16 protein-coding genes and 1 pseudogene are annotated in these 16265 nt (G+C 59.9%); 9 read left to right on the forward strand and 8 right to left on the reverse strand.

Annotated features, from left to right (window positions below; translation table 11 throughout):
- Positions 1–5 precede the first annotated feature (5 nt).
- Together DUT91_RS11540 and DUT91_RS11545 are read right to left on the reverse strand one after the other, a co-directional pair.
- Entirely contained in the window at positions 6–392 is a 387-nt protein-coding gene (locus tag DUT91_RS11540; RefSeq protein ID WP_114440531.1) for a sarcosine oxidase subunit delta, read from the reverse strand.
- A gap of 14 nt (positions 393–406) precedes the next feature.
- Positions 407–1660, reverse strand: a complete 1254-nt coding sequence (locus tag DUT91_RS11545) for a sarcosine oxidase subunit beta (protein WP_114440532.1) — start codon at positions 1658–1660, stop codon at positions 407–409.
- Positions 1661–2026: 366 nt separating this feature from the next.
- On the opposite strand from DUT91_RS11545, the gene rpsU reads away from it, so the two are divergent.
- From rpsU to DUT91_RS11560, 3 genes and pseudogenes are all read left to right on the forward strand, one after another.
- On the forward strand, positions 2027–2263 hold the full coding sequence (gene rpsU / locus DUT91_RS11550; protein ID WP_114440533.1) for a 30S ribosomal protein S21: 237 nt from the start codon (positions 2027–2029) through the stop codon (positions 2261–2263).
- A 211-nt stretch (positions 2264–2474) separates the two neighbouring features.
- Positions 2475–3245: pseudogene (locus DUT91_RS11555) on the forward strand (tetratricopeptide repeat protein); the annotation flags it as partial.
- A gap of 104 nt (positions 3246–3349) precedes the next feature.
- Positions 3350–3775: a VOC family protein gene (locus tag DUT91_RS11560; RefSeq protein ID WP_114440535.1), complete on the forward strand. Its 426-nt coding sequence runs from the start codon at positions 3350–3352 to the stop codon at positions 3773–3775.
- Positions 3776–3850: 75 nt separating this feature from the next.
- Here DUT91_RS11560 and DUT91_RS11565 read toward each other — a convergent pair whose 3' ends face one another.
- Positions 3851–4486, reverse strand: a complete 636-nt coding sequence (locus DUT91_RS11565; protein ID WP_114440697.1) for a hypothetical protein — start codon at positions 4484–4486, stop codon at positions 3851–3853.
- Positions 4487–4875: 389 nt separating this feature from the next.
- Here DUT91_RS11565 and DUT91_RS11570 point away from each other — a divergent pair, with 389 nt between their 5' ends.
- From DUT91_RS11570 to ptsP, 5 genes are all read left to right on the forward strand, one after another.
- Positions 4876–5310 (forward strand): transcriptional regulator GutM, encoded by a 435-nt coding sequence (locus DUT91_RS11570; protein WP_114440536.1) that lies wholly within the window; start codon positions 4876–4878, stop codon positions 5308–5310.
- 152 nt (positions 5311–5462) lie between these two features.
- Positions 5463–6236, forward strand: a complete 774-nt coding sequence (gene srlA / locus DUT91_RS11575; RefSeq protein ID WP_114440537.1) for a PTS glucitol/sorbitol transporter subunit IIC — start codon at positions 5463–5465, stop codon at positions 6234–6236.
- A 21-nt stretch (positions 6237–6257) separates the two neighbouring features.
- On the forward strand, positions 6258–7271 hold the full coding sequence (gene srlE / locus DUT91_RS11580; protein ID WP_114440538.1) for a PTS glucitol/sorbitol transporter subunit IIB: 1014 nt from the start codon (positions 6258–6260) through the stop codon (positions 7269–7271).
- A 70-nt stretch (positions 7272–7341) separates the two neighbouring features.
- On the forward strand, positions 7342–7722 hold the full coding sequence (locus DUT91_RS11585; RefSeq protein ID WP_114440539.1) for a PTS glucitol/sorbitol transporter subunit IIA: 381 nt from the start codon (positions 7342–7344) through the stop codon (positions 7720–7722).
- A 45-nt stretch (positions 7723–7767) separates the two neighbouring features.
- Positions 7768–9744, forward strand: coding sequence for a phosphoenolpyruvate--protein phosphotransferase (gene ptsP, locus DUT91_RS11590; RefSeq protein ID WP_114440540.1), 1977 nt, complete (start codon positions 7768–7770; stop codon positions 9742–9744).
- A gap of 13 nt (positions 9745–9757) precedes the next feature.
- On the opposite strand, the gene DUT91_RS11595 is transcribed toward ptsP, so the two are convergent.
- Positions 9758–10555: a hypothetical protein gene (locus DUT91_RS11595; RefSeq protein WP_114440541.1), complete on the reverse strand. Its 798-nt coding sequence runs from the start codon at positions 10553–10555 to the stop codon at positions 9758–9760.
- Between the two features lie 199 nt (positions 10556–10754).
- Here DUT91_RS11595 and DUT91_RS11600 point away from each other — a divergent pair, with 199 nt between their 5' ends.
- Positions 10755–11756, forward strand: a complete 1002-nt coding sequence (locus tag DUT91_RS11600) for a sugar-binding transcriptional regulator (RefSeq protein ID WP_245419693.1) — start codon at positions 10755–10757, stop codon at positions 11754–11756.
- Between the two features lies 1 nt (position 11757).
- On the opposite strand, the gene DUT91_RS11605 is transcribed toward DUT91_RS11600, so the two are convergent.
- From DUT91_RS11605 to DUT91_RS11620, 4 genes are all read right to left on the reverse strand, one after another.
- A complete protein-coding gene (locus DUT91_RS11605; RefSeq protein WP_114440542.1) occupies positions 11758–12423 on the reverse strand; it encodes a methionine ABC transporter permease in 666 nt (221 codons plus the stop codon).
- Positions 12404–13417, reverse strand: a complete 1014-nt coding sequence (locus tag DUT91_RS11610) for a methionine ABC transporter ATP-binding protein (RefSeq protein ID WP_114440699.1) — start codon at positions 13415–13417, stop codon at positions 12404–12406. The genes DUT91_RS11605 and DUT91_RS11610 overlap by 20 nt, the downstream gene beginning before the upstream one ends.
- Positions 13418–13611: 194 nt before the next feature.
- A complete protein-coding gene (locus DUT91_RS11615) occupies positions 13612–14448 on the reverse strand; it encodes a MetQ/NlpA family ABC transporter substrate-binding protein (RefSeq protein ID WP_114440543.1) in 837 nt (278 codons plus the stop codon).
- A 220-nt stretch (positions 14449–14668) separates the two neighbouring features.
- Positions 14669–16264 carry a GMC family oxidoreductase gene (locus DUT91_RS11620; RefSeq protein ID WP_114440544.1) on the reverse strand — a complete coding sequence of 532 codons (1596 nt, stop codon included), beginning with the start codon at positions 16262–16264 and terminating at the stop codon, positions 14669–14671.
- Between the last annotated feature and the right edge of the window lies 1 nt (position 16265).

Consider the following 16265-nt stretch of genomic DNA (forward strand, 5'->3'; position numbering starts at 1 on the left):
GGGAATCAGGCCTCTGATTTGCGGGCGGCTAATGCGGATGTCGCTGCGCTTGCGGCGGGCTGCGTCAGCGGCTTTCCGGAATGTGCGACGTTGGGAGCATTCGCGAGAACGGCGTCGAGGTCCGGCATCAGTTCGCCTGCCTTGTAGGTGGCGTAGATGCGGTCGCTGACCGTGTCGCGTATGGCGTTGAAGAACCTGCCGCAGCCGTGGATATGGCGCCAGCGTTCGGCGATAATGCCCTTGGGGTTCTGGCGCAGATAGAGATAGGCCTCGAATTCCAGCTCACCCTGGTCGGCTATATCGGGTGAGCGCACAAGATGGGCCTGGCCGGCGTGACGGAACTCGATTTCCGGACGTTCTTCCTCACAATAGGGGCAGTAGATCAAAAGCATTTTCCTGCTCCTTGTTAGTGCGCGACGGCGGCAGCGGCCGCTTCGTCGATCAGGCGGCCGGTGCGGAAGCGCTCCAGCGTGAACGGTGCGTTGATGCGATGCGGCTCATCGCGGGCGATCGTATAGGCAAAGACATTGCCGGAGCCCGGCGTCGCCTTGAAGCCGCCGGTGCCCCAGCCGCAATTGACGTAGAGACCCGGCACGGGTGTCTTGGCGAGGATCGGCGAGCGGTCGGGCGTAACATCGACGATGCCGCCCCAGGAGCGCATCATCTTCATGCGCGTGAAGATCGGGAACATCTCGCAGATCGCATCGAGCGTGTGATTGATGATGTGCAGTCCGCCGGTCTGGGAATAGGAGGTGTACTGGTCGGTTCCGGCGCCGATGACGAGCTCGCCCTTGTCGGATTGCGAGATATAGGCATGCACGGTATTTGACATGACAACGCACGGAAAAGCCGGCTTGACGGGTTCCGAAACAAGCGCCTGGAGAGGATAGCTTTCCAGAGGCATGCGGACGCCGGCCATCTGCATCAGCACTGATGTGTGGCCCGCGGCAACCACGCCGACCTTCTTTGCGCCGATGAAGCCCTGTGTCGTCTCGACGCCGGTTACAGCGCCCGTCGGTGAACGGCGGACGCCGGTCACTTCGCAGTTCTGGATGATATGGACGCCGCGGTCGGATGCCGCCCGGGCATAGCCCCAGGCGACAGCATCATGTCGCGCCGTGCCGCCGCGCCGCTGGAGCGATGCGCCGACCACGGGATAGCGGGCGGTCTGCGAAATATTCAGCGGGGGACAGAATTCCTTCGCCTGTTCGGGCGACAGCCATTCATTGTCAATGCCGTTCAGGCGGTTGGCGTGGACATGGCGCTTCAAGACCTGCACGTCATGGACATTGTGGGCGAGCATCATCACGCCGCGCGGGCTGTACATGACGTTGTAGTTCAAGTCCTGGCTCAGGCCTTCCCATAGCTTTACGGCGTGCTCATAGATGCCGGCCGATTCGTCATAGAGATAATTGGAGCGGATGATCGTGGTGTTGCGGCCGGTATTGCCGCCACCGAGCCAGCCCTTTTCGAGAACGGCGACATTGGTGATGCCGTGTTCCTTGGCGAGATAATAGGCCGTCGCCAGCCCGTGGCCGCCCGCGCCAATGATGATGACATCATATTCCGACCTGGGCTCTGGCGAGGTCCATTGCTTTTCCCAGCCCTTTCCCCCACGCATCGCCTCGCGGGCGATGGCGAAAACCGAATATCTGCGCATGTTTTTCCCTTTTTGGGTAACTGGCAAAAAGATGCCAGCGCCATAACCTATTTTCCTATCACTAGACTATCATTGCTCCGAGATTTTGCCATTTTGCGACCAACCATGGCGTTCGCTTCCATATGATCTTCATATTTGTCGGTATGGTTGAGCGGTCCAGGGCCGTGATTCGCGCTGCCGCCTGATTTCGGGCGGGACAGCGGTGATATTTGACGCGCTGCAGTGTGGACATCGGCTTAGGTTTCTGCTATCAGCCAACTCCAATTTGCTTCGGATATCCGTTGCGAAGCCTTGGTTTCTCGGATGTTTGGAACCGATCATTCGACCTTGGCTCAATCGAAATTCTAACTGAAAACGGGATCACACGTGCAGGTACTCGTCCGCGATAACAATGTCGATCAGGCTCTCCGCGCTCTCAAGAAGAAGATGCAGCGCGAAGGCATCTTCCGCGAAATGAAAATGCGCGGCCATTATGAAAAGCCGTCCGAGAAGCGTGCTCGCGAGAAGGCCGAAGCCGTTCGCCGTGCGCGCAAGCTGGCGCGCAAGCGCGCTCAGCGCGAAGGTCTGGTTCCCGGCGGTCGCGTAGCAGCTCCTGCCCGTTGATTGGCACATATCCCAGCGCTTTCGCATGCGCTGAGGAAAGAGATCGAGCTGAAGGTGGGGTGATGATTGTCGCCGCCACCTTTTTTGCTGTTTTGCGGGCCGGGGGGAATTGGAAGGAATAATGGAACTGACGATGCGCCACTTTACTGCCGCCGCCCAGCCGACGGGTATCCTCCGCTCCAAGTTTGTCATAGTCGCATCCTTTGCGATGCTCGCGCTCGCGGGCTGCCAGACCAGTTCATCCAATATCCTGGCGCCCATCGACAAGGCGCAGGGATCGAGCGAAAACATCGGTTCGCTCACCTCCGTCATCCAGAGCAATCCGCGCGACCCTGAAGGCTACAATGTCCGTGGCTCGGCCTATGGCAAGGCAGGACGCTACCGCGACGCGCTGAAGGATTTCGACACGGCGCTTCAGCTCAATCCGAATTTCTATCAGGCCTATGCCAACCGGGCGCTGATCTACCGCTTCATGGGCGACAACGTAAAAGCGGTGAACGACTACAACCGCGCCATCCAGATCAACCCGCAATATGATGTGGCCTATATCGGGCGGGGCAATGTCTACCGCCAGGCGGGCCGCCTGGATGAGGCGTTCAATGATTTCAACCGCGCCATCCAGATCGACACGACCGACGGGCGAGCCTACCATAATCGCGGGCTGATCTATCAGGCACGCGGCGAGCACAAGCTCGCCATCGAGGATTTCTCGACGGCGATATCGTTGCAGCCGAATGCGCCGGAGCCATATAACGGTCGCGGCATTTCTTATATTGCGCTCGGTGACTACGACAATGCGTTCGACGATTTCAACACCGCCATCAATCTCGACGGCGATGTTGCGGAAAGCTGGGCCAACCAGGCGCTGGTCTATGAACATCGCGGCGACAAGGCACGCGCGGCGAAGTCCTATGCGCGCGCTGTGCATCTCGATCCGAAATATCAACCGGCCAAGGACGGGCTAGCGCGCACGCGCGCCTAGGCCTGTTTGCCACCTCCTCCGGCCAGCCGGAGGGGGTGAATATACTCCTATGTGTTGAAAAGGAATGTCTTTTCTTCGCCACGGTGCCGTCTATACTAGACCCCATGTCGCTCTTCGATCACATCGGCTTCCATACAGCAGACCTAAACCGTTCCCTGCATTTTTATGCAGGATGCATGCCAGCGCTGGAACTGGAGGTCATTCGCAATGCTGATGCCTCGTTCTTTGTCAGCGGTGGCGAAAGGGCGCCGGTTCCGTTCATTTGGATCACGGCAGTGTCAGTGTCAGGGCCGGCAGCGGTCGCCTCGCCGGCGCCTCCCGAAAATCCGGGCAATCATCTGCATCTGATGTTCGCGGCGCTCAGTCGCGATGCGGTAGAGGCGTTCCATCAGGCGGCGCTCGCCTTTGGCGGCGTTGACAGCGGGTCTCCAGGTTATCAAGGGCCTGAAGAGATGGGCTATTACGCTGCGCTGGTCTTCGACCCCGACGGCAACACGATCGAAGTAGGGTTCCGCGAAAGGCGGAGCTGATTGCTTTTGGGTAGGTTCGCGCAAGTAGGACGGAAGAAACACGGCTGTTTTTCAGGGAAATCCGTCCGACGCTGCCTAGAGTCCGCCGAGCGCCTCGCTGGGGCGGCCCTCGCCAAGCGCCTTGCGGATCGCCGCCCTGGCGGAAGCGATGTCGGGAACGAGCCAATTTGGTTCCATGCCAAGGAATTTGTCGAGAAAAGCGATGGCATAGCTCGGCATTTCCGCAATATTCTCCTTATATGACCACCATGTACGCAGTTCATCGGCGCATTTGTCGATGGATCTCGCTTCGCCGAACTCCTGCTGGAATATGGCCGCGACCGCCCCGATGCAGAAATTCGTGTAGAGAAAGCCCTCGGGCCAGAAATCGACGATCTCGCGCATGGATAGATCAACTGGCTTGGCGCCAAGACGTCTGGGGAGCGCCTTGGCGGGCTGCTCGCGGATCAGCTCGCACAGCACCAGACCGGCGGCGAAGATGATAAAATCCTTGCGGTCGAGGCCGGCATAATCCTTCTGGGCATTGACGGTTTCAACCCAGCCGAGAAAAGCCCGCGTCAGCTTCTTCTCATCGACCTCGAAGCCGACGCCATAGGTCTCGGTCACAAGGCGGGCGTTCGTGCGGAAAGACGCCCGGAACCACCGCAACTGGCGCAGACGATGACGCAGATCCGGCATCGAAACGAGTTCATTCTTCAAAAGTATCTTCATTGCCGCCGCCATTTCTCCAGATATAGCCTATCATATTTTCTAGCTCTTCCCAATAAATAGGGTCTTTCGTCGCAACGTTTGACAGCTCCCCAACGATACATATTGACATATGCAAAAACAAATGTTCTCTGAATGTCAGTGGATAATGTGATTGCGTATGGTTGGTTAGTGGAGACAACGGCGATCAGGGGAATTTGCGCCGGCAACCGCTGGACGCTTGTTTGGGCCGGAAAGTCTGACACTCTTTCCGCAAGGCGGATCATGACGCGGCAATAAGAGCGTCGCGCAACCAACTGGACGTGCAAAGGACGCTTTAATATTTTCAAATGCTGCATAATCAACCTAAATCGGTTTGGATTTAGAGAATTATGGAGAAGAGAGGAGACCTTATGGCAATCTGGCAATGGGGTTTGCTGGCTCTGGGAGCCGTCTGGGCCTTGCAGTCGCTCGGCGTCTGGCTTCAGATGCGGCACTATTCGGACGTCTTCAAAGGGGTTACGGCGAAATATAGCGACGGCTTCGTCGGCGCCGGAAATTGCCGGGGACGTCTCGGCAAGGGTGTGATCGTGCTGATAGTGGTGACGCCCGATCTGGTGGTAAGGCGGCTTCTGGAAATGAGCGGGCGCTCGGTCTTCGCGAAATTCAGAAGACGCGAGGAATTCGAGGGCTTGACCCTCGATGCTCTCCGGTCGAATTCCAATGCGGGCGAGGGAGAGCCGGGTGTGGCGGAGGCCATCAAACGGGCGATCGAGCAGATCGACCGGATGCGGTCGGAACCCAAGGAGAAGCCGGGTCTTACCGGCCTGAAAACAGTAGGCGCTTAAAGCAAGTCCAGGAAAGTGGAAACCGGTTTTTCCGGAAAAACAGGAACTGTTTTCCTGCGGACTTGCGCAAAAATAAAAGAATAGAGCGGGAACCGCTCTAGGTAAACGCCGGGAAGCGGGGAGCTTCACCGAGTGGCTCAAGGAGGAGCAAGATGTCCATAATCACAATGTTGGCGCAACACGCCGACGTGACCATGCAACACCTGTCGGTGGCAGGTTCTCTGGTCTCCGATGCAGCTTTGCACGGGAAACAAGCCGTCCTCACTGCCGGCCAGCATGCAGGCAATGATCTCGTCATTCTTGCTCAGGCGGGCGGCGACAATCTGACCGTCGATCAGTTTCGCGAGCGGCTGCAAAATGTCCAGCAGGAGGAGCAACTGGGCTGGCTTGCCAATATCGGCAAGTATTTCATCGGCATGTTTCAAAAGGGCGGAGAGGTTTTCGCCGGCTTCGTGACCGGCATCATTCCAACGCTGGTGGTGCTGATGACCGCGTTCTATGCGTTGACGGAACTCGTCGGCGAACAGCGGGTTCATGGCATCGCGCGCGGAGCGGGGCGCATTGCACTCACGCGCTACACCGTCCTGCCTGTTCTGGCGGTGTTCTTCCTGACTAATCCGATGGCCTATACCTTCGGCTCGTTTCTCGAGGAAAAGCACAAGCCTGCCTTCTATGACGCGGCTGTCTCCTATGTCCATCCTCCGCTCGGCCTGTTCCCGCATGTCAATCCGGGCGAATATTTCGTCTGGGGCGGCATTCTGGTTGCCTTGCTCGAACTGGAGAAGAAGGGTGCCGTCGTCGCCGGCTACCATATCAAGGTCGCCATCTGGTACGCGCTCGTCGGCCTCGTTGTCATCCTGCTCAAGGGCATGCTGACGGAGCGCATCACAGCACTCATGGCGCGCCGCCAGGGCGTTGAGCTTTGAGTCTGAGGGGAGGACAGAACGATGGTCAAGACATATAAAGCAGTCAAGATTTCCAGGGGTTCCGGCGGTTGGGGCGGGCCACTCGTCATCCAGTTGACGCCCCAGCGCAACAAGATCGTTTCCGTTACCGGAGGCGGTATCCATCCGGTGGCGCAGCGCATTGCGGAACTGACGGGTGGAGAAGCTGTCGATGGTTTCAGGTCTCCGCCTGTCGAAGGCGAGATGGCCGTCGTGGTCGTCGATTGCGGCGGCACGGCACGCTGCGGCGTCTATCCGCGCAAGCGCATCCCGACCGTCAACCTGACGCCCGTCGGACAGGCAGGCCCGCTCGCGCAGTTCATCACCGAGGATATCTATGTCTCGGGCGTCAAGCCGGAGAACATCGTTCCTGCGGATGGCTCGGACGCGGCCACGGTCGCCGGCATTGCCACCGCAGCGGGGTCAGAACCGACGGCATCTGCGTCAAGCACCGCCACGACTCAGGCCTCCAGCGGCGAAGGCGGCATGATCGCCTTCATCAGCACCGTCGGCCGCGTGATGGGCCGCGTCGTCGGTATTTTCTTCAATGCCGGTCGCCGTACCATCGATCAGGTCATCCGCAACGTGCTGCCGTTCATGGCATTCGTCACCATGCTGATCGGCGTGATCCTCTACACCGGTATCGGTGACATCCTGGCTCAGCCGATGGGACCGCTCGCCAACAATATCATCGGGCTTCTGATTATTTCGGCTATCTGCGGCCTTCCGTTCCTGTCACCCATTCTCGGGCCGGGCGCGGTGATCGCACAGGTGATCGGTGTCGCCATCATCGGGCCGCAGATCGCCAATGGCACGATCTCGCCTGCGATGGCGCTGCCGGCGCTCTTCGCCTACAACACGCAGGTCGGCTGCGATTTCGTTCCCGTCGGCCTGGCGTTGGGCGAAGCCAAACCGAAAACCATTGAGATCGGCGTTCCCGCCGTTCTGCTCAGCCGCCAGATCATGGGTCCCGTTTCGGTGCTCATCGCCTGGGCCGTGAGCCTCGTGGTATTCTGATCAATATTTACAAACGGGGGCGCTGCCTAGCAGTGTCCCCGCCATCAATAGACAAGTGAGGTATGCCATCATGTCGGTTCTTCTGAAAACACGGATCACAGCAATCGGTCCTGAGGTGGCGGATCTGGCAGAGGGTGGCGTGGTCATATTATTCGCCGACGGCGCACCGCCGGAACTGGCCGAAGTCTCCGTCCTGCATGCCGTCGAAGATGGTCCGAGCGATGTTGTTCCTGCCGTCGGCACACCGATCAGGATTGGCGGCCTCACAGCCGAAATCACAGCTATCGGCGATTATGCATGGCAAAAAGTACGCGATATCGGCCACGTGGTAATCAATTTCAACGGTGCTGCCCAGGCCGAGCGTCCCGGTGAAATATCGGCTTCGAAGATCGATCCGGAGATGCTGGTGACGGCGCTCAAGATGGATGCGATCATCACCATAGGCAGTTGAGTTTCAGCTTCCATAGAGATGTAGACACTATCTGGAAAGACGATCATGGAACGCTCGACCATCGTCAGAGTGCATGAGGGCCTTCATGCACGTCCCGCCACCCGCTTTGTCAAGCTTGCCAAGAGCTTCGAATCCGAGATCGATCTGGTAAAGGGGGAAAAGTCGGTCAGCGCCAAGAGTTCGGTCAAGCTGATGCTGCTCGGCGTCAAGGAGAATGACGAGGTAATTGTCCGCGCCCAGGGCGCCGATGCCATCGAGGCGGTCGAGGCGCTGATCGGTTATCTCGAGAACCCGAAATCCGGTCTTGATGAAGAGGGGCAGGCGGATCGAGGAAAGCCCAAAGCAACCAATACGGCAGCTACACCGGAGCTTGCCATGAATTTGGCTGCCGACGGCAGGCTGAAAGGCGTCGGGGCCAGCGAGGGCGTATCGCTCGGGCTTGCCCATCCCCATTTTCCAGACGAGATAAAACTCGAAAACCGAAAACTCGCCGCTGATGAAGTCGAGGCGGAAGTGGCGCGGTTTCGCGACGCGGTGGTCGTGGTCCAGAAGCGAATGGATGTTTCGCTCGCCGCCGGAAATCTGGCTGAAAGCGACCGGGGCATCATCGCGGCGCTGAAGGACATTGCGGCCGACGATACGCTGAGCGAGGAAACCATATCGCTTATCCGCGGCGGCATGGACGCGGTGACAGCCGTATTTGGCGCTGCTTCGAAAGTCGCCACCGAATTCAGCGAAATGGACGATCCCTATCTCAATGCCCGTGCCGACGATGTGCATGCCGTCGGTCGCCAATTGTGCCTGGCGCTGCTCGGGCGCGAGGAGGGGGGGCTGGAAGACATTCCCGACGGCGCCATCCTGATCGCCAGGGATATAGGCGCCTGGGATCTGGCGCGGGCGCCGCTGAAGCGCATCAGGGGCGTGATCTGCGGTCATGGCGGGGCGACTTCGCATGTAGCCATCATCGCGCGTGCGCACGGCATTCCGGCGGTGCTCGGGCTTGGTAACCAGGTGGAACAGCTGCGCACGGCTAAACAGATCGCGCTCGACGGTGGCACGGGAGAGGTGTTCGCCGATCCCGATGGCGAAACTACCGTCCGCTTCGAGGAACGCATCCGAAAAGCTGAGGAAGAGCACGCTGCGTTGAAAGTGTTCCGGGATGTGGTCTCCAAGCGTTCGGACGGCGTGATCATCGAGGTGGCGGCCAATATAGGCTCGCTCGAAGAAATCGAAGCGGCGCAGGAAGCTGGCGCGATGGGTGTCGGGCTGTTCCGTACCGAGCTTTTGTTCATGCGCCATATGCATCTGCCTTCAGAGGACATGCAGACGGAGATCTATTCGACGCTGGCGAAGGCATTCGCGCCGCACCCGGTCATCGTTCGCACGCTCGATGTCGGCGGCGACAAACCGGTCGCCGGGGTGGAATTTCCGGATGAGGAGAACCCCTTCCTTGGTTGGCGCGGCATCCGCATGTGCCTGGACAGGCCGGATATCTTCAAGCCGCAATTGCGCGCCCTGCTGCGGGCGGCCGTGCACGGCAAACTGAAGGTCATGTTGCCGATGGTATCGGAAATCTCGGAAGTGGCGCGGACGCGGGCGCTGATCGCGGATTGCGAAACCGAGCTGAAAGCGGAGGGAAAGGATTGTCGTTCGTTCGATCTCGGCGTGATGATCGAGACGCCGGCCGCGGTTCTGATAGCGCCGATGCTCGCCAGGGAGGTTGCATTTTTCTCCATCGGCACCAATGATCTGACGCAATATGTGATGGCGGCGGACAGGCTGAATCCGACGGTCGCGGCATTGAATGACGTGAAAAACCCCGCCGTGATGGCAGCGATCGCGATGACGGCGAAAGCCGGCGTGGAAGCTGGCATCATGGTCGGCATGTGCGGAGAGGCGGCGGGCCGTCCGGATTTGATCCCGGAATTCATCCGCATGGGGCTTACGGAGCTCAGCATGAGCCCGGCCTCCATCCAGCGCGCAAAGAAATGCCTGGCGGAACTGGCCAGCCCATCATCCTGAAAGAGATTTCAGGTCAGGGCAAATAAACGACCAGACGCGAAAACAGCTCCGCCAAAGCGCTGCACGGGTCTTCTGACGCAAAAGCGGCGGCGAAACGGTCTTCCCGGGCCGAAACGGCGAGAAATGCGCTCTCCAGCAGGTCCGACATGTCATCCGTCGGGGCTGACGTGTCTTGCGGCTGCGTCGTAGCGACAGCGTATGCAAGGCCGATCGTGGAAAAGACCAGTATTTCCGTCTCTGGCTGCAGGGCCACGCTGGCGGGCAAAGGAGAGGCGGTTCCCATGGTTTTGGCGGGATGCCGCCGCACTGATTCGATGGTGAGTACAGCACAGGCCTTGGCGATATCGCGGGTGGAGGCATCCTGTGCCAGCGCGCGGGCAAACACATTTCCGTGATTGCGCGCCAGGCTGATGTAGACATCCGCGAATGCCGCTTCATGTATGAAAGCGTCGCCTCTGCCAGAGCGGCGCAACACTTCTTTGGTGAGATGATACATCTCACGGTGGAACAGGCGGCGGCCATCCGGATGGGAGAAATAGAGCTTGAGGCTGCCGATCCGATTGGTGCGGCCACGCGCAGGGTGATCGGAAATCAGGGAAATCGAGATAGTTTCTGCCATGGTCAGGGCCGTATCGACGAAAGTCGCGGCGGTTCCCAGAAGCATTTCAGGCAGTTCGGCCGGGTTTTTCGGCGGTAAGTTCGTCAGCCGGCGGCCCTGACTGTTGGATCCGACTTGGCGGATTACATGGCGGATATCGCGCAAGCGGTCCTTCAGATTGACAACGATGTCGTCGTTCACATGATTGAACATGATAACCGCTTTTCTCCAGTTTTACGACCCAGACCATTTGGGCGTGTCGCATGCAGGACGATCATGCCAGAAACTTGTTTCGGGACGGAACTAAAATCAATAGGTTCGGTCCGTCGTCGGAGAATATGAATCAATATCGGGTGGACGAGGAGGACGACATTTGACGGAACGGCATACCGGAAAGGTGAGGGCCGGAAAAGTGAAGGCCGCGCAGGGCGGCGGTCGTCAAGCTGGCGAGGCGGCGCCCGGTACAGTATCGGGCGAAAGCCGGAGCGACAGGCTGAGAACCCGCGCGGCGTGGATGTATTATATCGAGCAGATGACGCAGAACGATATTGCCGATGTGCTCGGCGTCGGGCGTGTAACGATCGTTCGCCTTCTGGCGGAGGCGCGGGCGCGCAACGAGGTCAAGATCTCGATCGACAGCAATCTTTCGAGCCTCATCGGCCTGGAGCGGCAATTGGAGAAGGCATTCGGGCTGGAACGGGCGATCGTGGCGCCGCTTTCGGCCCCTGGAAACGATCCGATCAATGCAATCGCTGCCGCAACCGGAGACTATCTTTCCGAGGTGATCCGCCACGGGATGCGGGTCGGTGTAGGCTGGGGGCGTACGCTGTTCCATACGCTTTCCTTCATCAATGCGCGCTCGCTTAATGATCTCACCGTGATCTCGCTTCTTGGCGGTATCAGCCAGCCGCGCCGCTTCAATCCGGCGGAGTTCGCCTGGCAGTTTGCCGAGATATTCCAGGGCGAGGGATATCTGATTCCCGCGCCGGCGCTCGTCGACAGCATGGAAACAAAACGCGCGCTGATCGAGCGTTGTGGGCTGCAATACGTCTTCGAAATGGCCGAAAGTCTCGATCTGGTACTTCTCAGCGTCGGCGGGATCGAAAGCGCTACAACCTCTTACCGCGTCGGCCATATCACCGAGGAACAGCGGGATTCGCTTGCCGCCAAGGGCGCGGTCGGCGATCTCCTCTACCATTTCTACGATATCGACGGAAAACTGGTCGATCATCCGATCCAGGATGGCGTGATGTCGGTCGGCGTGTCGACGCTGCAGAAGGCGCCGGCCCGGATATTGACGTCAGGCGGGCCGGAAAAGATCGCGGCGCTGCTTGGCGCGATGAAGCTGATCCGTCCGACGGTCTTCATCACGGATGAGGAGAGTGCTGCCCGGATGCTGGAAAAAATGGAGTGACTCACCGCTTGACGATGCGATGGTCCAGCCGTTCGACGAGGCGGTCGCCGACCCACTGAACGCCCGAGACCAGGAGGATCAGGATCGCAACGACAGCGACCATGATTTCCGTCTCGAAGCGCTGGTAGCCATAGCGGATCGCCAGATCCCCCAGGCCGCCGGCGCCGATGGCGCCAGCCATTGCGGAGGCGCCGACAAGTGTCACCAGCGTCACGGTGAAACCGGCTATCAGACTGGGCATGGCTTCGGGAACGAGCACCTCGCGGATGATCGTCCAGCGCGTTGCGCCCATGGCGCGGGCGGCCTCGATCAATCCCCTGTCGACCTCGCGCAACGAGACTTCGGCGATGCGGGCATAGTAGGGCGTTGCCGCGATGGAGAGCGGCACGATCGATGCCCATGTCCCGAGCGAGGTTCCGACGATGAAGCGCGTGACCGGGATGAGAGCGACGAGCAGGATGATGAATGGGACGGAGCGGAAGCCGTTGATGACGGCGCCGAGGCTGCGGTTCACCCAGAGGTTTTCGGCCAGGCCGCCGCGATCCGTCAAGATCAGAATCAATGCCAGCGGCAGGCCCGCGACAAGCGAGATCAGACCGGAAAAGCCGGTCATGATGATGGTTTCCCAGAAGGAGCGCCAGAGAAGATCAAGCATCGCCTGAGACATAGCCCAGCACCTCCACATGGTCCGCATTGGATTTCAGATATTGGACGGCCTTTTCCAGGGCCGTCTTGTCACGGGCGGGGATGCCGAGGAACAATGTACCGACTGGCTCGCCCTGTACAGTGTCTATGCCGCCATGCAAGAGCCGGACGCCGATCAATCCGGCGAAGAATGGCTGCCGTGCGGCATCGCCCGAGAGCTGGACCTTGACCACGGCATCGTCGCCGGCCACGGGGTCCAGTCGCGCGCGCAGGGTTGGCGGCAATTCGGGCGTCAGCACCTGCAACAGGCTTTTCGTCGTATCGGCGGCGGGATTGGCGAAAACCTGCCAGACCGGGCCTTGCTCGACAATGCGACCGCGATCCAGCACGATGACGCGGTCCGCAACTCGCCGGATAACCTCCATCTCGTGAGTGATCAGCAGGATCGTCAGCCCGAGTTGACGGTTGATATCCTTCAGAAGCGTCAGAATGGACCGGGTCGTCTCAGGATCGAGCGCCGATGTCGCCTCGTCGGATAGCAGCAGCGACGGCTTGGCGGCGAGTGCGCGGGCAATGCCGACGCGCTGTTTCTGGCCGCCGGAAAGCTGCGCCGGATAGTGCTTCGCCTTGTCTGAGAGACCGACGAGATCCAGAAGTTCCGCCACGCGCTTCCTGCGTTGGGCGCGCGACTGCCCCTCGATCTTGAGTGGCAGCGCGATATTGTCTTCCACGGACTTGGCCGACAGCAGATTGAAATGCTGGAAGATCATGCCGATGCGGCGACGCACAGGCTGCAGGCGACGCTCGTCGAGCGCAGTTATCTCCATGCCTTCGACTTGGACCGAGCCGGAATCGGGACGCTCCAGCCCGTTGAGGCAGCGGATCAGCGTCGATTTCCCCGCACCGCTGCGCCCGATGATGCCAAGGATTTCGCCACGCTGCACGCTGAGCGAGACCGCATCTATGGCTGGCGTGTCGCCGAAGGCGCGGCACACATCAGTTAGCTTAACGATGATGTCGCCGGATGCCTCCGAGGGTCGCGCCTCCCCGGTGGTGTGCGTGGGAATATTAAGTGCCTGGGTATTCACATCTGCCTCAAAACTTCGTCGTAGGGCGCTTTATGGGCATATCATTTAAACACAAACGGTCCGGATAAGGGATATCCGAACCGCATGGCTTGAGAACTGGCTAGGCCAGAACTGGCGCGATATCACCAGGCCGGCAGTGCCGTTCCCTTGTAGACTTCAAGCAACTTTTGCTTCACCGCATCATTCTGGAAGGCGGCGACGAGGGGCTTCACCCAGGGGGCGTCCTTGTCCTCAGTGCGGATTGCGATGAAGTTGTTGTATGGATTGTTGTCCTTCGATTCACGCGCGATCACGTCCTTCACCGGATCCAGCCCGGCCTTCAGCGCCCAGTCATTGTTGACGACGGCTGCGTCCAGATCGTCGATGGAGCGGCCGACGACGCCGGCATCAAGCTCCTTGATCTCCAGGTTCTTGGGGTTTTCGACGATGTCGATCGGGGTGGCGAGGATACCAGCGCCGTCCTTGAGCTTGATCAGGCCCTGAGATTCGAGAACCCGCAGGGCGCGGCCCTCGTTCGAGGGATCGTTCGGTACGCCGACGGCAGCTCCGTCCTTCAGCTCGCTCAGGCTCTTCACCTTGCGCGAATAGACGCCAATCGGGAAGACGGCGGTGTAGCCGGCCGGCTCGATCTTGTATTGATGCTGCTCGATCTGCGCATCGAGATAAGGCTTGTGCTGGAAGGCGTTGGCGTCGATCTCCTTGCGCTCGAGCGCTTCGTTCGGCTGGGTATAGTCGGCAAAGGTGACGGTCTCGATCTTCAGCCCGCTCTTGGCGGCCTGTTCGGCGACGACCTTCCAGATATCCTCATCCTGTCCACCCATAATGCCGACCTTGATCGTTTGTTCCTGGGCAAGACCGGAGGTTGGGGCGGCAAAGCCCACGGAAAGGGCGATGGCCGAGAAAAGCAGCGCCTTGAGGCCGGCGCGGCGCGACGGCGATTTGGGAGAAGAGAGCGTCATTTTATTGTTTCCTTGCGGTCTCGGATTTCGAAATCATACCGGCAGATGCAATTCCTTGCCCCCACCCTTATAGGGCTTCATAATTTCTGCGAGGCCAAAGATAAACAAGAAATATTATGCCGTTTGTGGGGCGGGGCCGAAACGGGATTTCCAACGGAGCCGATTGTTGGTAATTGGTTTCTCGAAGCGGCCTATTTCCATGCGCCCTCTCGGTGGGTCGTCACGCCCGCCCCAGGATCAGATCTGCCGCCTTTTCCGCGATCATCAGTGTTGGCGAATTGGTATTACCCGACGTGATCGTCGGCATGATCGAGGCATCGGCGATGCGCAGGCCTTCAATGCCGTTGACGCGCAATCGCGGATCGACCACCGCATCGGGGTCGATGCCCATGCGACAGGTGCCGACAGGGTGGAAGATCGTCGTGCCGATTTGGGCGGCGGCCTTCATCAATTCATCTTCGGTTCGGTATTGCGGGCCCGGCTTGAACTCCTGCGGGGTATATTTCTTCAGCGGTTCCTGCGCGACGATGCGGCGCGTGATGCGGATCGCATCGGCGGCTACATGACGGTCGCTTTCGGTGGCGAGGTAGTTGGGGCGGATCGCGGGCTGTACGCGGTAATTGGGGTCTCGGACATGGATCGAACCGCGGCTGTCGGGGCGCAGATTGCAGACGCTGGCGGTGAAGGCCGGGAAGGGATGGACGTTCTCGCCGAACTTTTCGAGGCTCAGCGGCTGGACGTGATATTGCAGGTTGGGCGTCTCGAAGGAGGGGTCCGAGCGCGTGAATATGCCGAGCTGGCTCGGCGCCATCGACATCGGCCCGGACTGCCTGACGAGATATTCAAGCGCGATCGCGGCCTTGCCCACCAGCCGGTTTGCCTGCTCGTTCAGCGTGCGGATGCCCGTGACCTTGTAGGCGCAGCGCAATTGCAGATGATCCTGAAGGTTTTCACCGACATCCCTGCGCTCAAGGACGAGCGGTATGCCGGCCTCGCGCAGGATATCGCCGCGGCCGATGCCGGAGAGTTCCAGAATATGCGGTGAGCCGACAGAGCCGGCGCAGAGGATGATTTCGTGCCTCGCCCTGACGCTGCGCATCGTCCCCATCTGGTCGAATTCGACGCCGGTCGCCTTCAACCCTTCCAGCAGCAGGCGGCGGACATGCGCGCCGGTTTCCACCTTGAGATTGCGCCTGCCGAGGACGGGGCGCAGGAAGGCCTTGGCGGTGTTCCAGCGGATGCCGCGCTTCTGGTTGACCTTGAAGTAGGAGGAACCTTCATTGTCGCCCCGGTTGAAATCATCGATGCGGGGGATGCCGGCCGCTTCCGCCGCGTCGCGGAAGGCGTCCAGAATATCCCAATGAAGACGGGCGTTTTCGACCCGCCACTCGCCGCCTACGCCGTGCATTTCATCGGGGCCAGCGTAGTAATCCTCGGATTTCCTGAAATAGGGAAGGACATCGTCCCAGCCCCAGCCGGCGCAGCCCGCCTGCCGCCACAGATCGTAATCGCGCGCCTGGCCGCGCATATAGATCATGCCGTTGATCGAGGAGCAGCCGCCAAGCACCTTGCCGCGGGGATAGCCGAGCGCGCGGCCGTTGAGCCCCGGCTCCGGGTCGGTGGTAAAGCACCAGTCGGCGCGCGGATTGCCGATGCAGTAGAGATAGCCCACCGGGATGTGGATCCAGGCGTAATTGTCTCTGGCGCCGGCCTCCAGCAGCAGGACGGATATTTTGGGGTCGGCGGAAAGACGGTTGGCGAGAGCACAGCCGGCGGTGCCCGCACCGACGATGATGTAGTCGTAGCTGTCGGTCATG

The sequence above is a fragment of the Paramesorhizobium salinisoli genome (assembly GCF_003335045.1).
Taxonomy (GTDB): domain Bacteria; phylum Pseudomonadota; class Alphaproteobacteria; order Rhizobiales; family Rhizobiaceae; genus Paramesorhizobium; species Paramesorhizobium salinisoli.